17 protein-coding genes are annotated in these 15,982 nt (G+C 41.4%); 16 read left to right on the forward strand and 1 reads right to left on the reverse strand.

Going from position 1 to position 15,982, the window contains the following annotated elements; all coding sequences use genetic code 11:
* Positions 1 to 83: 83 nt before the first annotated feature.
* The 16 genes from PHEP_RS14125 to PHEP_RS14195 all read left to right on the forward strand — a co-directional run bounded on the left by PHEP_RS14125 (position 84) and on the right by PHEP_RS14195 (position 15,566).
* Positions 84 to 1,199 carry a FecR family protein gene (locus PHEP_RS14125; protein ID WP_015808663.1) on the forward strand — a complete coding sequence of 372 codons (1,116 nt, stop codon included), beginning with the start codon at positions 84 to 86 and terminating at the stop codon, positions 1,197 to 1,199.
* Between the two features lie 218 nt (positions 1,200 to 1,417).
* Positions 1,418 to 4,834, forward strand: coding sequence for a SusC/RagA family TonB-linked outer membrane protein (locus tag PHEP_RS14130; RefSeq protein ID WP_015808664.1), 3,417 nt, complete (start codon positions 1,418 to 1,420; stop codon positions 4,832 to 4,834).
* Between the two features lie 16 nt (positions 4,835 to 4,850).
* On the forward strand, positions 4,851 to 6,290 hold the full coding sequence (locus PHEP_RS14135; RefSeq protein ID WP_015808665.1) for a RagB/SusD family nutrient uptake outer membrane protein: 1,440 nt from the start codon (positions 4,851 to 4,853) through the stop codon (positions 6,288 to 6,290).
* Between the two features lie 65 nt (positions 6,291 to 6,355).
* Complete coding sequence (locus PHEP_RS14140) at positions 6,356 to 7,648, forward strand: redoxin domain-containing protein (protein WP_015808666.1); 1,293 nt, start codon at positions 6,356 to 6,358, stop codon at positions 7,646 to 7,648.
* Positions 7,638 to 8,291: an alkaline phosphatase family protein gene (locus tag PHEP_RS22410; protein WP_049772260.1), complete on the forward strand. Its 654-nt coding sequence runs from the start codon at positions 7,638 to 7,640 to the stop codon at positions 8,289 to 8,291. Before PHEP_RS14140 ends, PHEP_RS22410 begins: the two co-directional genes overlap by 11 nt.
* Positions 8,272 to 9,012 carry an alkaline phosphatase family protein gene (locus tag PHEP_RS22415; RefSeq protein ID WP_049772262.1) on the forward strand — a complete coding sequence of 247 codons (741 nt, stop codon included), beginning with the start codon at positions 8,272 to 8,274 and terminating at the stop codon, positions 9,010 to 9,012. The genes PHEP_RS22410 and PHEP_RS22415 overlap by 20 nt, the downstream gene beginning before the upstream one ends.
* Positions 9,013 to 9,049: 37 nt before the next feature.
* Complete coding sequence (locus tag PHEP_RS14150; RefSeq protein WP_015808667.1) at positions 9,050 to 9,232, forward strand: type IV toxin-antitoxin system AbiEi family antitoxin domain-containing protein; 183 nt, start codon at positions 9,050 to 9,052, stop codon at positions 9,230 to 9,232.
* 151 nt (positions 9,233 to 9,383) lie between these two features.
* Positions 9,384 to 9,686: a hypothetical protein gene (locus tag PHEP_RS14155; RefSeq protein ID WP_015808668.1), complete on the forward strand. Its 303-nt coding sequence runs from the start codon at positions 9,384 to 9,386 to the stop codon at positions 9,684 to 9,686.
* Positions 9,687 to 10,109: a hypothetical protein gene (locus PHEP_RS14160; protein WP_015808669.1), complete on the forward strand. Its 423-nt coding sequence runs from the start codon at positions 9,687 to 9,689 to the stop codon at positions 10,107 to 10,109. It abuts the gene before it with no gap.
* A 62-nt stretch (positions 10,110 to 10,171) separates the two neighbouring features.
* Entirely contained in the window at positions 10,172 to 10,633 is a 462-nt protein-coding gene (locus PHEP_RS14165; RefSeq protein ID WP_015808670.1) for an ORF6N domain-containing protein, read from the forward strand.
* A gap of 509 nt (positions 10,634 to 11,142) precedes the next feature.
* A complete protein-coding gene (locus tag PHEP_RS14170) occupies positions 11,143 to 12,426 on the forward strand; it encodes an aminotransferase class I/II-fold pyridoxal phosphate-dependent enzyme (RefSeq protein WP_015808671.1) in 1,284 nt (427 codons plus the stop codon).
* Between the two features lie 13 nt (positions 12,427 to 12,439).
* Positions 12,440 to 13,174, forward strand: a complete 735-nt coding sequence (locus PHEP_RS14175; RefSeq protein ID WP_015808672.1) for a TetR/AcrR family transcriptional regulator — start codon at positions 12,440 to 12,442, stop codon at positions 13,172 to 13,174.
* Positions 13,175 to 13,203: 29 nt separating this feature from the next.
* Entirely contained in the window at positions 13,204 to 13,791 is a 588-nt protein-coding gene (locus PHEP_RS14180) for a MauE/DoxX family redox-associated membrane protein (RefSeq protein WP_015808673.1), read from the forward strand.
* A gap of 83 nt (positions 13,792 to 13,874) precedes the next feature.
* The gene (locus tag PHEP_RS14185) at positions 13,875 to 14,135 is read left to right on the forward strand and encodes a hypothetical protein (protein WP_012781251.1); all 261 of its coding nucleotides are present in this window, start codon (positions 13,875 to 13,877) and stop codon (positions 14,133 to 14,135) included.
* A gap of 96 nt (positions 14,136 to 14,231) precedes the next feature.
* A complete protein-coding gene (locus PHEP_RS14190; RefSeq protein ID WP_015808674.1) occupies positions 14,232 to 15,278 on the forward strand; it encodes a hypothetical protein in 1,047 nt (348 codons plus the stop codon).
* Between the two features lie 33 nt (positions 15,279 to 15,311).
* The gene (locus PHEP_RS14195; protein WP_015808675.1) at positions 15,312 to 15,566 is read left to right on the forward strand and encodes a hypothetical protein; all 255 of its coding nucleotides are present in this window, start codon (positions 15,312 to 15,314) and stop codon (positions 15,564 to 15,566) included.
* Here the strand turns inward: PHEP_RS14195 and PHEP_RS14200 are convergent.
* The gene (locus PHEP_RS14200) at positions 15,540 to 15,773 is read right to left on the reverse strand and encodes a hypothetical protein (protein WP_015808676.1); all 234 of its coding nucleotides are present in this window, start codon (positions 15,771 to 15,773) and stop codon (positions 15,540 to 15,542) included. The two genes, PHEP_RS14195 and PHEP_RS14200, sit on opposite strands and share 27 nt — an antisense overlap.
* Positions 15,774 to 15,982: the final 209 nt, after the last annotated feature.

Consider the following 15,982-nt stretch of genomic DNA (forward strand, 5'->3'; position numbering starts at 1 on the left):
TAAAAATATTTTCAAATCATCTCACCCCCAGGAGATTTTGATTCGTCATATCTATAAGCAACGAGAAAACGACTTATTTGGATATGCAAAATTACGAAGCCAGAGATTTGTTGAATAAGTACCAGGCAGGTAAAGCGACTGATGAAGAGATTGATTTGCTTTTGCATTGGGTGCAACAGATTGAACCCGAAAATCAACCAGAATTTAAATCGTCCGATCTAGATGAGGTTACAGCGAAAATATGGAATAAAATAAGTACAGCGAATAAAAAAAGAAGGGTTATAAAACTATCCTATTTATCTGGAATTGCCGCTGCGATAGCAGCCATTGTGTTTGGGGTGTTCTTTTTTAAAGCGCCAGGTAAACCTGAACCTGGTTCAGGAGCTGCAAACTATACAAACGACATTGCCCCGGGTAAAAACACCGCAACCCTTACCCTTGCCAATGGTAAAACCATTCTCCTAAGTGATGTTAAAACCGGGGTAATTATAGATAAGAATAGTTTGGAGTACAACGACGGTAGCGCTGTAGAACGCGGGGATTCTGACCTGCGTCAGGATGGCGAACCTGTTACCATCACCACTCCTCGGGGTGGCACCTATCAGGTGCGTTTGCCTGACGGCAGCAAAGTCTGGCTAAACGCCGCATCGAGTTTAACTTATACTGCGCCGCTAAATGAGCGTGGCGGCATACGTAAAGTTGAACTGAGCGGCGAAGCCTACTTTGAAGTATTTAGGAATAAAAATCAACCCTTTGTAGTAACCGCCAAAAATTTGACAACGACGGTATTGGGTACACATTTTAACATCAATGCCTATGAGGATGAACCCGCTATTAAAACCACACTTTTAGAAGGAAGTGTATTGGTTGCTGTAGATGGGTTAAACAAAAAACTAAGTCCTGGTTTTGAGGCTGTAAATAAAGGCGGCAACATTGAACTGAACAAAGTAGATGTAGCAACTGCTGTAGCCTGGAAAAACAAACAGTTTTTATTTGAAAGCGAGAATATACAGACCATTATGCGGATGATTGAACGCTGGTATGATGTAGAAATAATTTACGAAGGGCCTGTTACTAAAGATAACTTTAGTGGCGGTGTGTCAAGGTTTGACCAGCTTTCAAAAGTTTTACAATCACTGGAATCGGCCGGGGCGGTACATTTTAAAATACAAGGAAGAAAAATATATGTCTCTCAATAAATTATCACTCTTTAATCACATTATCTAATGAAAAAGGGAACAGAGTTATTCATTTAAAAGAAAGGAAATGATAGGATAATTAAAAAGAGGGAATAAAAAACCAGGAATGCGCGAACACTCCTGGTTAAGTCTGGAACAATTCACAAAAAGTAAACCGTTTAACCGCAGGTGCCTAAAGCTTCGAACCAAAGGGCATTCTGCTTAACCAAACAGAACAAATGTATACAATTTATACTAAGAAAATCGGTATGCCTAAAAGGCTATACCATAAAATCATGCTCATTATGCGACTAACCACCGTTATATTAATAGCATCCCTACTGCAGGTTAGCGCATCCAGCCTGGCCCAGAAAGTCAGTTTGCACAAAACCAATGCAGACTTAAAAACTGTTTTAAAAGAACTGAGAGGCCAAAGCGGCTATATTTTCCTGTACCGCGACAATGTTTTAAAACAAGCCAAACCGGTAAACATCAAGGTAAGCCGGGTTGAAGTTAAGGAAGTGTTGGATCAGATTTTTGAAAAGCAACCGCTAACTTATAGTGTAAATGAAAACACGATAACCATTCAGCCCAAAGAGCCTTCCTTTCTGGAAAAGGTGGTGGATGCCCTTACTCCTCCTGCTGATATCAGGGGTATCATTTTGGATGATAAAGGCCAGCCGCTTGCAGGGGCGAGTGTAAAGGTAAAAGGTACTTCTAAAACAGCTACTACAAATAACAAAGGCGAATTCTTCTTACAGGGAGTGAATGAAAATTCTGTGTTGCTGATTTCTTATATAGGCTATCAGACAAAGGAAATAGCGGCAAGTTCTAGCCTGAGCGAAATTAGATTGGAATTGAGTACTTCAAAGCTAGATGAAGTACAGGTGATTGCTTACGGTACGACAACACAAAGGTATAATGTGGGGTCGGTAAGTAAGGTCACCGCAGAAGAGATAGCCCAACAGCCAGTTATGAACCCTTTGGCAGCTTTAGCTGGAAGAGTTCCAGGTCTAGTAATCACGCAAACCAGTGGTCTTGCAGGTTCTTCTTTTAAAGTGCAGATCAGAGGGCAAAATTCGCTAGCACCAACTGCTGGCGGTGTTCCGCCATTAGACAATCCATTAATTGTGGTAGATGGAGTCCCTTTTGCAGCAAATAATGCCAATGTCAATCAAATGACTTCAGTTATGTCGCCCCAAGGTGGTGGATTTCTTAATGACTATGGAGGAATTAGCCCACTCAACAGCATTAATCCTAACGATATTGAAAGCATTGAAGTACTAAGAGATGCTGATGCCACTTCTATTTACGGGTCTAGGGGCTCTAATGGGGTTATTTTGATTACTACAAAGAAAGGCAAGCCTGGGAAACTCAGCTTGCAAGGTAATGTATCTAACGGTGCTAGTAAAATAACTCGAACATTAAAATTGATGGATACAAAACAGTATCTGGAAATACGAAGGGAAGCTATAATGAACGATAATGGTCTGAAAGGCGTTTTCCTAAATCCACAATACGCTAATTTTTTTCCTGATTTTTATGTTTTTGATACCACTAGAAATGTAGACTGGGTGGATAAATTTATCGGAAATACGGCGTCAACTACAGATGCCAATATATCTACTTCGGGAGGAAGTGCCGGTACGAGATTTATGTTGGGTAGTACTTTCCATAGAGAAACAAGCATTTTTCCCGGAGATCTAGCCTATCGAAGAAACACCCTGAACGCCAGTTTTCATCACAATACTATGGATAATCGGCTTTCGTTTGATTTCTCTGTAAACTACGCAATTGACATAAATAATTTGGTATCAAATAAAGAAGCATTAAAGTCAATTACTTTGACGCCGAATTTCCCTGATTTGATAGATCCTCAAGGAAATCTGATATGGAATTATAAAGGAATTTCCTTTGCAGCCACGGCAGGTATTATTAATACAAATCCATTCCGGTATTTGAAAACAAAATATTCTGCAGCAACCGAAAATCTTTTAAGTAGCTTTCTGGTCTCATATCAATTGTTGTCGGGATTGGCTATCCGTTCTAGTTTTGGGTATAATACGCTGTTGGCGGAAGAAATTTCACAAGATCCGATTACCGCACGACCACCTGGAAACAATGTTACTGGAAGTGCTTCCTTCGGGAATAACAAGTTTAAGACCTGGATTATAGAGCCGCAACTTGAATATAAAAAGGACATCGGAAGTGGTAAATTAACTTTATTGATTGGCGGGACTATACAAAAGAATCTGAACAATTCTTCTATAATAAACGCATCTGGTTATGCAAACGATGCTTTCCTTGGGGCTGTTTCAGGAGCGGCCACTACATCAGCTTCCGGCGGGTCAACGGAATACAAATACTCTGGGATATTTGGGAGGATGAATTATATATTAGCAAATAAATACATTATTAATTTAAGTGGACGAAGAGATGGATCGAGCAGGTTTGGTCCGGGAAGACAGTTTGGTAATTTCGGGTCAGTAGCTGGCGGGTGGCTTTTTTCTGAAGAGTCAGTAATCAAAGAGGGGCTGCCTATTTTATCGTATGGAAAATTAAGGGCTAGTTATGGAACGACGGGAAATGATGCCATTGGTGATTATCAATACTTGGCCACTTGGTCACCAATAGCTAGCAGTGTATACCAAGGGTCAGCTGGCTATATGCCTAATAACCTATTTAAACCTGATTACAGTTGGGCAGTAACAAAAAAATTAGAATTTGGATTTGAACTGGGATTAAACAAAGATAAAATCTTTTTAAATGCCGATTGGTACAGGAACCGATGTGGAAACCAGTTGGTCAATTATCAATTGCCAGCTCAAACAGGATTTGCCAATGTGACGCAGAATTTTCCGGCTTTGGTCGAAAATTCGGGATGGGATTTTCAAATAAATACTACAATATTTAAAGTCAAAGAGTTTATTTGGAAGTTGGCGGTAAATCTAACTGTACCAGAAAACAAATTGACTGCATTTCCCGGCATCGAAACATCGTCATATGCCAACACTTACTTTGTAGGTCATTCTTTAAGCGTTTTAAATAAGGTACTGTATTCAGGGGTAAATCCTACAACAGGTCTATTCGAATTTCAATCAGTTAATGGCCTTACAAGTGCCCCGGATCTTAATAGGGATCGCCATATCATTGGTGACCTTGATCCTAAATTTTATGGAGGGATGAGAACAAACTTTTCTTTTAAGGGATTTCAATTGGATGTCTTTTTTGAATTTAGAAAACAAACAGGTCTCAACTATCTTTATTCAATTTATGACGGTGGTGGAATTGGTCGTGACTCAAGAAATTTACCAGAACTTTTGTTATCTAGATGGCAAAAGCCCGGGGATCAGTCTGACATTCAGAAAGTATCCACAAGCTTTTCTGACGATACATACATTCCCTCCTCATCCTTTAAGTCATCGAGCGGAGTTTACAGTGATGCATCTTTTATTCGGTTTAAAACGGCCTCACTTTCGTATAGTTTTAATGAGCGGTTGCTAAAAAAAATAAAAATGAATGGCTGCCGCTTGTATGTAAATGCTCAGAATCTCTTCACGATAACAAAATATAAAGGTGGTGATCCAGAGACTCAAAATTTATATGGAATCCCCCCCTTAAAAACAGTTGTTGCTGGAGTTCAATTTTCATTTTAATATTAAAAACATATATATGAAACGACAAAGATATACGCAAACAACAAAAGGTTTTCTTTTGATTTGTAGCTTGATATTTTTAATCTCATGCAAAAAAATGGTTGAGATTGAATTGCCAAATGACCGTTTAAATACTATTACAGTTTTTGCAGATAGTGCTAATGCTACACAAGCGATTTTAGGATTGTATATAAAGATGTTGCAAAATGGCGGCGGTAATCCAGATTTTTGGGGCGGCGGAATCACACTCAATGGTGGTTTATCTGCTGACGAATTAGTGCCCACCGCTCTGAATTCGGAACTTGGTCAATTTTATGTTAACAGTATATCTGTCAACAATGGAACAAATGACAGTTTTTTGTGGAAATCGGCTTATTATCTTCTTTATCACGCAAATGCTTGTATTGAAGGCGTAACGAAAAGCACTTCTCTAGATGAGAAACTAAAAAATAAGCTAGTTGCCGAGGCAAAATTTATAAGGGCACTTGGTTATTTTTATCTTCTTAATATGTATGGCGACGTACCTTTAGTTATCAGTACGGATTTCAAAGGCAATGCTATATTGCCGCGCACACAGCATCAACAAATATACACACAAATTATTAGTGATTTGAAAGATGCGCAACGAGATTTGCCTGCGTCATACATGACCAATGGAAGATTTAGGCCGAACCGATATGCTGCTACAGCTTTGATGGCCCGTGTATACTTGTTTCAAAAAGAATGGGCGAAGGCTGAAGAAGCTGCATCAGAGCTAATTGACAATTCAATCTATCAATTGGAGCCAGATTTGAATGCGGTATTTCTCATAGGAAGCAAGGAAGCTATCTTGCAGGTGATGTCGAATACAACTTCAATAATAGAAATACCTGAAGCATATGTATTTATTCCTGGTGGTGGATCTGGATCTCCGGAAGGTTTACTTCCATCCTATGTGATAAGCTCTGATTTGCTAAATACTTTCGAAGCCGGCGATTCTCGTAAGAACAATTGGCTTGCTAGCTCAATAGTGAACAACCAAACTTACTATTATCCCTATAAGTATAAAAGAGGGCTGATTAGTAGTAATTCTTCTCCAAAAGAAGGCTATATGGTACTACGTCTAGCGGAACAGTATCTTATCCGTGCCGAGGCAAGAGCTCAATTAAATAATATTTCGGGAGCAATTTCAGATCTAAATGAGATAAGGAAAAGAGCTGGATTGACGAATACAAGTGCCAATGATCAGGAGAGCATTTTAGCTGCTGTTTCAATAGAAAGAAGACTGGAATTTTTCTGCGAATGGGGAGCTCGTTGGCTAGACTTGAAAAGAACCGAACAGATCGATCCGGTAATGAGGGTAGTAACACCTCAAAAAGGAGGTGGTATATGGAATGCAAGCCATCAGCTATTTCCAATTCCATTTTCTCAAATCCAGGTTAATCCTTATCTAATCCAAAATCCGGGTTATAATTAATTGTTTTTACTTGTATCTATTAGAACAGTGCCCCTTTTCTAATAGATACTTCATTAAAGAAATTTATGAAAAAGATACTACTAAGCCTTTTATTTTTGTTTATTTCCTATATCGGAGCAATGGCGCAAGGCAAGGAAAACTGGCCTAAAATTGGAAAAATATTCCCTTCTATAAAATTTAATGACGTGCAATATCATCCGTCTAAGCAATTAACCTTAACTGATTTAAGAGGAAAATGGATAATCCTTGACTTCTGGAACTTTTTCTGTAAATCATGCGTAGAAGAGTTCCCGAAGCTGGATTCTTTACAAAAGCATTTTGCAAAAGATGTGAAAGTGTTGCTGGTGGGCTATACCGGATCTCAGTATAGCACCCATGATGACAAACACATTCAACCGCTTTTTGAAAGAGTAAGAAAGAAAAATCAGCTCTCGTTAAGTATTGCATATGATTCTGTTGTTTTTCATCAACTACAAGTATACAGCCCGCTAAAACTCATTATCGATCCAAAAGGGGTATTGAGGGCAGTTACTTATCGAATTACTGATGCTGATATGCGATCTTTCATAGCAGGGAAAGAACCCAGATTACCAAAGGCATGGTTTAGAAACGAGAATAAAGTGACCTATGACCCTGATTTGCCATTTCTTTTAAATGGTAATGGTGGCAATGACAAAGACTTTTTATACAGGTCTGTCTTAGCCGAGTTTAAAGATTATATGAACGGAAACAATCAGTACGAGTTCAATATTAAAGGGAATCAAATGCAGGTATTAGGTGCCAGCCTTGCTGCTTTATACAGGTTTGCTTATACCGGGGCTGGAACAATTCATTACGGTGATCCTCTTTATGGAAGGGTTGCAATGATGCCGATCCTCGAACTGAAAAATCAAGCTCCTTTTGAAGTAGACATAGACCTTCGGACTGGAATGTATGCTTATGGAATTAGCTTCCCTCCTGATAAATCATCAAAAGTCCAGGTAATGCGGATGATGCAGCAAGACCTGCAAAAATACTTCGGGTATAAGGTTGAAGTAGAGAACAGGAAAATGGCAATTTGGAAGTTAGTTGTAATCTCAAAAGCACCCCCTGCATTAAAACTACCTGAAGATGTTGCAAATTATCCCTTTGATTCTGTCAGAAGTATGCTATATGGCATTACTTCGACTTATGGTAACGATAGATACGTATTTGTCGATGAAACCAACTCAAAAGGTAAGTTGGATATCATCCTGAAGTGTAAGATGGATGATTTTCAAGATGTAAGGCGTGCATTGAGAGAAAATGGTTTTGATTTGGTACAAGGTGAAAAGGAAATGCAGGTGGTGGTGATAAAAGACAATCCAGATGAAAATTAACGCTTTGGTTTTTAGTTTGTTATTCCCTGCGCTTTTGTGGGGACAGGGAAAAAAGCAGATTGTCCTGATCAGCATTGATGGTCTTCGCCCTGAATTTTATCAGGATGGGAGTTATCCTGTGCCCAACTTGCAAAAATTAATGAAAGAGGGTACATGCGCCAAACACATGAAAAGTGTTTTCCCTAGCTATACTTACCCATCCCATGTTGCCATGCTTACTGGAGCAATGCCCGCGCGTAGCGGTATTTATTATAATGCACCCATTGGCAGTTCCGGTGTCTGGCATTGGTTTACTAGGGACATTAAAGTCCCTACCCTTTGGCAGGCATTGAAAAAGACCGGACTAACCAGTTCCGCAATAGAATGGCCAGTAAGTGTGGATGATATCATTACCTGGAATATTCCTGAGATATGGGACGTTGCACATCCATCAGACAGGATAACTGTAACAAGGAAATATGCTACCAAAGGTCTGGTGGAAAAAGCGGAACAAGCCATCGGTAAACTAGACAGTGTAAACATGAGCGAGGAAAACTTAAGCCTTGATTTGAATAGTGCTAAAATAGCAGCCTACATTTTCAAAACCTATAAACCTAATTTCATGGCCCTGCATTTTTGCGTGTGTGGATGGTGCCCAGCATGAGCATGGCAGGGATCATGAAAAGGTTGCTGCGGCGATTATTAATGCTGACAAAGCGATTGGAACTGTATTAGATGCTATTGAAAGTTCTGGGTTAAAAGAAAACACAACGGTTCTGGTAGTTGGTGATCATGGCATGTCGGATATTCATACGGTATTTAGGCCCAATATGCTGATTAAGGATTTACCTGCAAAGTTTGTAGCCGCGGGCGGTTCTGCTTTTTTATATGCAAAAAAAGGTGTGCCAAATACTGAGTTTGCTGGAATTGTACAATCGGTAAGTAAACAATTGGATGCTTTACCTGCTGAACGGCGAAAACTGTTTAGGATTATGGACCGCAAGGAGCTGGACAAAATGGGTGCGGATTCTAGCGCAGTAATGGCTTTAGCTGCTGTGCCGGGTTTGGTATTTAGCGGAGCTGTTCAACCAGCCAAAATTGTTAACCTGGGCCCGGGAACGCAGGTACAGCAAAATCCTTTGGAAGGATTGTTTGTACCAACAACTGGTGGTCATCATGGCTATGATCCGAACTCGCCGGAAATGTATACGGGCTTTATTGCTGCTGGTGCTGGTATAGCAAAAGGCAACGTAGTTGAGGGGCTGTGTGTAACAGATATAGCGCCGCTTATTGCTGAATTGCTAGGGCTTGAGTTTAAGACGCCTGATGGGAAGCTGGTACCGGGGATTTTAAACAACAGTATCATCAACCAAACTATTAAATGAAGTTAAAAATGAACAAATTCATCAAACTATCTAACTAATGGAACAAAACGAGTTATCGGAAAACCCTCTTGCTTTTTTAATCCATAGAAAGGATGGAGTGTTTACTACAGAAGATCTGATGCGGCTTGGATTGACCAGGGATGAAGCCAATAAGATCATGGAGCAGCTTTGCAGGGATGGTGTTGTACAGTTGGTGCCGGTGATTAGCGGCATAAATTAAATGAAAATTAACGTCTCTCCCTTCATAAACGGGTGGGTTTATAATGGAACCGGGGGTATAGGCAACTCCCGGTTTTTTTAAATTGAGGTTCGTCAAAATATTGGAAATACAGGCAGAAAAATTATGATAAAGTGTATAACAAATTGAACTTATGATGGATAAAAATATTTTACTGGCCCGTTTCTGGGCAAATGCAAACCAGTTTACAACTGCCGACGGTATTGAGATTGACCTGCATGGGGATAACATCGTAGTGGTATCTACCACATTGAAAAATACAGCCGGATCCCTTCGCGAAATACAGATGATGGCAGAGTTTGGCCTGGATGCTTTTATAGCCGAAATGGAAGTTCAGTTGCTGGATGATGTGATGGAAATTGACCTGAACATGTTGTTTGCCTGGCTGATTGGCGGCACAGCAGGATATCATATCATGAAGGGAAACACGGAATAAATGAACATACTGCCATACATTGCTGCTTTGGAAAAGGTACTTGCAGAATTGCCGGAAAAAGGGCATTTATTTACCCTGCATGAATATGCCCTGGACGACCGGATCTTGCTGCACAAAATGATATTCCGTTTTTTAGACTTTAGTTATGCGGAAACAGTTTTCCTGCTGAAAGGGCTGATCATTTATCAGCAGCGCTGGGGTGAGTTAAATGAAATGGCAAAAGAAGGGATAAGAGAAGTAAGCACAGTGCTGATGCGGCGGGCCAGGGAATACCAGCAAAGCGGGGACCTGGTAAAAGCTATGGAACTGGCCTTTGCGATACTGGTTACCGTTGAACCGGAAAAGGACCCTGAAGACCTGGTTTACTACGCCGTAGTAATGGATGTGGTTGGCTTTATCACCGAACTGGAAAAAGATTACTGATAAAACCCTGGCCAGGAACAGCTGGGAAAGTTCTTTGACATAATGGATTTAGTGAAAAGGTAATGCTTGATAGTGATCTGGCTGAACTTTATGGTGTTGAAACACGAGTTTTGAACCAGGCTATTAAAAGAAATATTGTTCGTTTCCCTGATTCTTTTATGTTCCAGCTATTGGAAGAAGAATGGAATGCTTTGATATCACAGTTTGTGATATCAAACGGAAGAGGTGGAAGAAGAAAACTGCCCTATGCTTTTACTGAACACGGGATATTAATGTTATCAAGTGTACTAAACAGTACCCAGGCAATACAAATGAGTATTCGTATTATCGAAATGTTTGTATTGCTTAGAGAAATGGTGTTGTTGCATAAAGATGTTTCTGTTCTGGTAGAGCAGGTGGAAAACAGATTAATGAAACAAGATCAGAAAATAGAAGTTCTGTTTACCTATCTGAATAAATTTATGGATAAAGTAGATGGATCAAAGGGAAAAATTGGATTTAAAGTAGGCCATAAAGAAGTTTAAAATATCCTGTAGGCCAATTAAAACTCGTTATGCCAATCAACTAAGCCGCTGTTAGCGGCTTTTTGCATTTCTTATACCCCAGCTTTTCAAGGGGCGAAACACGTATTAAATCCATTAGAGAATGTTAGCTATTATGCAAAGCAGGAAGAATTTTTTTTCTGTTTTTCCATTTATCGCAAAAAAATATTGTAGTAAGAACCAAAATAATATAAAAACGACTAATTAACTGAACCAAAAACCATAAGAAAAACTAAAAAAACCAAATATGAAATAACGCTACACTCCCCATCCTTTAAAACCGATTGCAATTTTACGCTGCCTGTTGCTGCTTAAAAGCAGGACAAAGAACAGCCGTAATTTGAGGGCATTGCTATGCCTGATCTTTCGGTTTTTATCATTCAATAAATTGATAATCAGATGATTATTTTTTTATAAAGTGCACTAACGCAAGCCAAAAAGCACAAAACACGCTCTACCTTGGCAACATCAATTTTAACCAAATATCATTTATGAACAGACCAGATTTTAATAAATCGCATATGGGAACGTTTGCCGTAAACATGCAGGGCTATGGCATGTACGAGCGGGCAGAAATTTTTAGCGATTATATAGCACACCAGCACGAGCGTGGCCTGTGGAACTACCGCAATGTATGCATCAGCGGCTGCAGGCCCGAAGTAGAACTGGATTTGCCGGATACCTTAAGGCACATTAAACACAAGACCTTTGTGGCCACCGTATTTAATGACTACCTGGGCTTTAGCCAGCACCCCGCCGTAAAAGCAGCCGCCATTGCTGCGATAGATCGTTACGGCGTGGGTGTTACGGCCAGCCCGGCCATTGGCGGACAGATGGATTTCCACAGGGAAATAGAACAGGCCACCGCCCGCTTTTTTAGACAGAAAAGTGCCATTTTGTTTACTACGGGCTATACGGCCAACAGCGCTACCATGCGTGCACTGGTAAATACACAGGATAAGGTGATTGTAGACCGCTCGGCCCATGCCAGTATGTTTGAAGGGATACTGGACAGGACCAGAATGGCCTACTTTGAACACAACAACATGGACAGCCTGGAGCGTAAACTGAAAGAAAGTACGGCCAAAGGTGAACATAGGGACATCATGGTAGTGATAGACGGGGTATACAGCCAGCCTGCAGACCTGGCCAAACTGGATGAGGTTGTTTTTTTGTGCAAACATTATGGCGCCCGCCTGGCCATGGATGATGCGCATGGTATTGGGGTAATTGGCCAGACCGGCCGTGGGGTAATAGAGCATTTTAATGCCTGGCAGGATGTGGACATCATTACGGGCACTTTTAGCAAAACCCTGGGCCATTTGGGGGGCTATGTGGTGGCAAGCCCCGAAATGATCAGGTACCTGCAGTTCCAGGCGGGTCAGCACATCTTTTCGGTAGCGCCTACGCCGGCATCGCTTTGCGTAATTAAGAGCATGGCCCTGCTGGACGAGGAGCCCTGGTGGCAGGCCAAGCTTTGGGAAAACATCAGTTACCTGAAAAAGGGCCTGCATGATTTGGGTCTGGATACGGGCAACAGTGCCAGTGCCATAGTGCCGGTAATGATAGGATCGGCCCATTTAAACGCCCAGGTATGCCGCTGGCTTTTGGAAGCGGGCATTTACGCCTGCCAGATTGGTTACCCGGCCGTAAATGTGAAAGGTGCACGCATCAGGATGAGCCTGATGGCCACGCATACGCTTGAACACCTGGACAGGATACTGAACGCCTGGGAATGGGTAAAGACGAAAATGAACATCAGGAACTTTGAATAATTTTTAGGATACCATGAGCAAAAATAAAAGGAATAAACTGGCTACAAAGGCAAGCCTGATAAAAGCTGCGCTGGAAGATATTGTTAAAAATGGTTTTAAAAGCTTATCGGGTGCAAAACTGGCCGAACAGGCTGGCAGGCATGGCAGTAGGATAACCCATTTGTTTGGTGGCTTGGGCGGACTGATCAAAGCAACCGTTGCCGAGCATGACCATTGGGACCTGCTGTTTAAAAAGTTCAGCATCCCGAAAGATGCCGGGGAAAAAGAGACAAGGAAGCTGTTTGCAGGGCTGATGGCTACCAACTTTAGCGCTTTTAAGGAAAACACGGACATGCAGCACATGATACTGGGACAAATGAGTGTAAAGCTTGAGGTGTTGCAGGAGATATCGGCCTACAGGGAGCTGGAAGGGGCAAAACTACTGGACAGAACGGACAGGTATTTTGAGGACAGCGGGGTGTGCTTTCGTACGGTTATTGGGCTGTTGCTGTATGGCAGTTATGGATTGGTGCTTCATGCCCGGCATACCGGAGGTACGGTTGCAGGTAAGGACATCAATAAAGAGGAAGACCTGAAGGTAGCAAAACAGACAATTGCTAATTTGATTGAACTGGCCTGGAAGGATGCGGGCAAGAAACGGAAGAAGCGCCTGAGGGAAAAAATGACCGTTCTGCTCATCGCGGGGATCCTTTGGACTGAAGAAGTCCAAAATATCCCAATGCTCTTCACAGAAGGTAATTTTTTTTGAGCAGGCCAGCCGGGAAATAATTAGAGGATATGAAATTGATTTTGAATAAAAGATTTTGGTACCTGCTGTTGATTGATGTGATCAGGTACTTATTTATGGTGCTGTTTTTATATGCAGCATTTAGCAAAGTTTGGGAATTTCAGAAGTTTAAAGTGCAGCTGGGGCAGTCGCCTATATTATCGGATTTTACCTTTCTGGTTGCACTGCTTGTGCCTGCTATTGAAATTTTGATTGCTATAGGTTTGGCGTTTAGAAGGACTTTACTGCCAGCCCTTTGGGCCAGTTATGGCTTGATGATCATGTTTAGCTTGTACATCATAGTGATTTTGAAGTTCAGTGACAGGCCGGTTTGCCATTGTGGGGGTGTTTTGGAGCAGATGCAATGGTCGGAGCACTTATGGTTTAATGTGGGGTTTGTGGGGTTGGGGATAATAGGGTTGTGGTTGGGGTTTTACCACCGGTTTCGTAATGCTAGCACACTAACCCGTCATCTCGAACCGCAGGGAGAGATCTCTTGTTTAGGCATAGTTCAAGAGATCCCTCGTCGCTGCGCTTCCCTCGAGATGACGGGGTGTGTTAAGGACGACCGCTTTAGGCATGACGACGAAGCAGTTTAAAAATATTCAATGCGCGTTGAACAGGTGGAAGCCGAAAAACCTGATTGAAACAGAGTAGGCATTAATCTTATCATTCAAACAAAATGAAAAAACAATTTTTCACATTCGTAATTGCGGCCGTATGTGTCGCAAGCACTGTATTTGCGACTGCAAAACCAACAACAAGTGTTTTACTGGGATCGCCTTACAATGACCAAGGTGAATGTACTACCCCAGGCAATGTAATTGGCACCTGTGATGTAAACTACACAGGCAATGCCTGCCAGCTGCTGGCCGGAGGCGATGCTTACCTGCAGGATACAGAGACTGGCCTTTGTACCATTCCACTGTACAGACAAAACTAGATCTCCCAATTTAGTTTGACATCCTTAAACGGCCCGCTGCATAGCGGGCTGTTTATTCTAAACCTAGCTTTTACATCCCATAATCCATTTGCCTATATGAGAAAATTCTACTACTTACTGATCATTGTTGCTTTACTTTCATCTTTACCTATCCTGTATCTGACCATCCGCTATGCGCTTAAACAGCGTGCTGCTACCTATAACTTTAAAAGGAACCTGCTTGGGCTGGTTAAAGGCCATAAGGCCATCGATATAAAATACAACTCGTATTACCTGGCCGGTGAGGCTGGAAGTTCCGTTTACCTGGCTAGTGGAACGGCCATAGGTCATTTGCTGAAGGTTGGCCCTTTGTTAAGGGATACGGTAAGTATTAACCTTGAGCTGAACAGGCAGGAGGTAAAGTTAAAGGGCAGTTATAAGGCTTATGTAGATTCTGGTTCTTTTTACCTGTACAATGGATTGGAACGCAGCATCCTGAAAGGCATGACGGGTGTTTGGAAGGCAGCGGTGTATGGGATAAAGGCGCCATACTTTGCACAGCTGCAACCTTTGGGTACACAAACGATGTTTTTCCGTTTTATAGACACCGATACCCGGGCCAATAGTTTGCGTAAGGTAACAGGGAACGGAGAAAGCATGAGCAATACCGGGATATTTGAAAAGCAGGTAGATGGTTTGTTTTGCACGGATGGCATGCTGAGGTATAACCGGCAGCTGCACATGCTGACATACCTGTACCATTACCGCAACGAGATCTTGCTGATAGATACGAACCTGAACCTGGTAAAGAAAATAAAGACGATAGACCCGATTGATTCGGCCCGGTTTAAGGTAGACCAGCTGCGTACTGAAAAATCATTCACCTTTGCTTCGCCTACCCTGATGGTAAATGCAAACTGTTCAAACCAGGGCAAATATTTGTTTGTGCAATCGAAACTGATGGGTAAGGACGAGGATTTGACGCTGTTCAGGAAAAGTGCGGCAATAGATGTGTACGATCTGGAGAAACAGGTATACTGTTATTCGTTTTACCTGCCCAAATATAAGGAGGTACCCATAAGCAGTTTTAAAGTATTGGGGAACAGCTTGTATGCAGTGGCAGGGCAATACCTGACCAGGTATGAACTGGAATTGCCGGAGTAAATGACAGCTGGTATGGAATGCTGTTGCGGTTGCATGGAGATGCTGCTACGACAGCAGCAGGAATTATTAGACCTGATGAAGGCCATAGATACTAAACTTGACTTGCCGGATCCGTTACCGGAAGAAGAGGTATGGCTAACCAAGGCTGCGGTTATGGATATGTTGTGTATTACTAAAAGCACTTTTTTTAGAAGAAGGAAGGAATGTACCTGGGTAAGGAAGAAGATTGGCAGGAGCTGGTATTATTTGAAATCATCGGTATTACATGAACAAAGACTTAAGTCTTAACTCATACATTTTCATTTCGATCATTCCCGCTAATGTAGTAGGTGCCTCAATAACATATTTATTTTGTTCATAATACTGAGCAGCCAGGGCAAGTTCACGTATTTCTGCCAATTCGCTATCCGTTACGTTTTTGCTTCCTTTAGCCATCAGGCTATTTATTTTGGCCATTACTTTATCATAATCGGCTTCTTTACTAATCTTATCCATATTATCTTATAATATTCTAATTATTTATATCACAGAACAATCTTTCAGTTTATTATATTCAGCATGTGAGCCTACAAAGTATTTATTCCTATCTTGTTGATGCGAGCAAACACCCCTTTGTGAACATAACCATTGTAAAACTAAGCACCACAAAATCAGGGATTATTTTTTTACAGAGTATCAATTGGTTCCAAAATTTAATTGAACTG

It is taken from the genome of Pedobacter heparinus DSM 2366, assembly GCF_000023825.1.
Lineage (GTDB): Bacteria > Bacteroidota > Bacteroidia > Sphingobacteriales > Sphingobacteriaceae > Pedobacter > Pedobacter heparinus.

Bases quoted from the DNA above. Each gene is read 5' to 3' on its own strand.
- PHEP_RS14125 (WP_015808663.1), top strand. From the start codon at position 84: ATGCAAAATTACGAAGCCAGAGATTTGTTGAATAAGTACCAGGCAGGT.
- PHEP_RS14170 (WP_015808671.1), top strand. From the start codon at position 11,143: ATGAACAGACCAGATTTTAATAAATCGCATATGGGAACGTTTGCCGTA.
- PHEP_RS14165 (WP_015808670.1), top strand. From the start codon at position 10,172: ATGCTTGATAGTGATCTGGCTGAACTTTATGGTGTTGAAACACGAGTT.
- PHEP_RS14135 (WP_015808665.1), top strand. From the start codon at position 4,851: ATGAAACGACAAAGATATACGCAAACAACAAAAGGTTTTCTTTTGATT.
- PHEP_RS14190 (WP_015808674.1), top strand. From the start codon at position 14,232: ATGAGAAAATTCTACTACTTACTGATCATTGTTGCTTTACTTTCATCT.
- PHEP_RS14180 (WP_015808673.1), top strand. From the start codon at position 13,204: ATGAAATTGATTTTGAATAAAAGATTTTGGTACCTGCTGTTGATTGAT.
- PHEP_RS22410 (WP_049772260.1), top strand. From the start codon at position 7,638: ATGAAAATTAACGCTTTGGTTTTTAGTTTGTTATTCCCTGCGCTTTTG.
- PHEP_RS14140 (WP_015808666.1), top strand. From the start codon at position 6,356: ATGAAAAAGATACTACTAAGCCTTTTATTTTTGTTTATTTCCTATATC.
- PHEP_RS14200 (WP_015808676.1), bottom strand. From the start codon at position 15,773: ATGGATAAGATTAGTAAAGAAGCCGATTATGATAAAGTAATGGCCAAA.
- PHEP_RS14155 (WP_015808668.1), top strand. From the start codon at position 9,384: ATGATGGATAAAAATATTTTACTGGCCCGTTTCTGGGCAAATGCAAAC.
- PHEP_RS14185 (WP_012781251.1), top strand. From the start codon at position 13,875: ATGAAAAAACAATTTTTCACATTCGTAATTGCGGCCGTATGTGTCGCA.
- PHEP_RS14195 (WP_015808675.1), top strand. From the start codon at position 15,312: ATGGAGATGCTGCTACGACAGCAGCAGGAATTATTAGACCTGATGAAG.
- PHEP_RS14150 (WP_015808667.1), top strand. From the start codon at position 9,050: ATGGAACAAAACGAGTTATCGGAAAACCCTCTTGCTTTTTTAATCCAT.
- PHEP_RS14130 (WP_015808664.1), top strand. From the start codon at position 1,418: ATGTATACAATTTATACTAAGAAAATCGGTATGCCTAAAAGGCTATAC.
- PHEP_RS14160 (WP_015808669.1), top strand. From the start codon at position 9,687: ATGAACATACTGCCATACATTGCTGCTTTGGAAAAGGTACTTGCAGAA.
- PHEP_RS14175 (WP_015808672.1), top strand. From the start codon at position 12,440: ATGAGCAAAAATAAAAGGAATAAACTGGCTACAAAGGCAAGCCTGATA.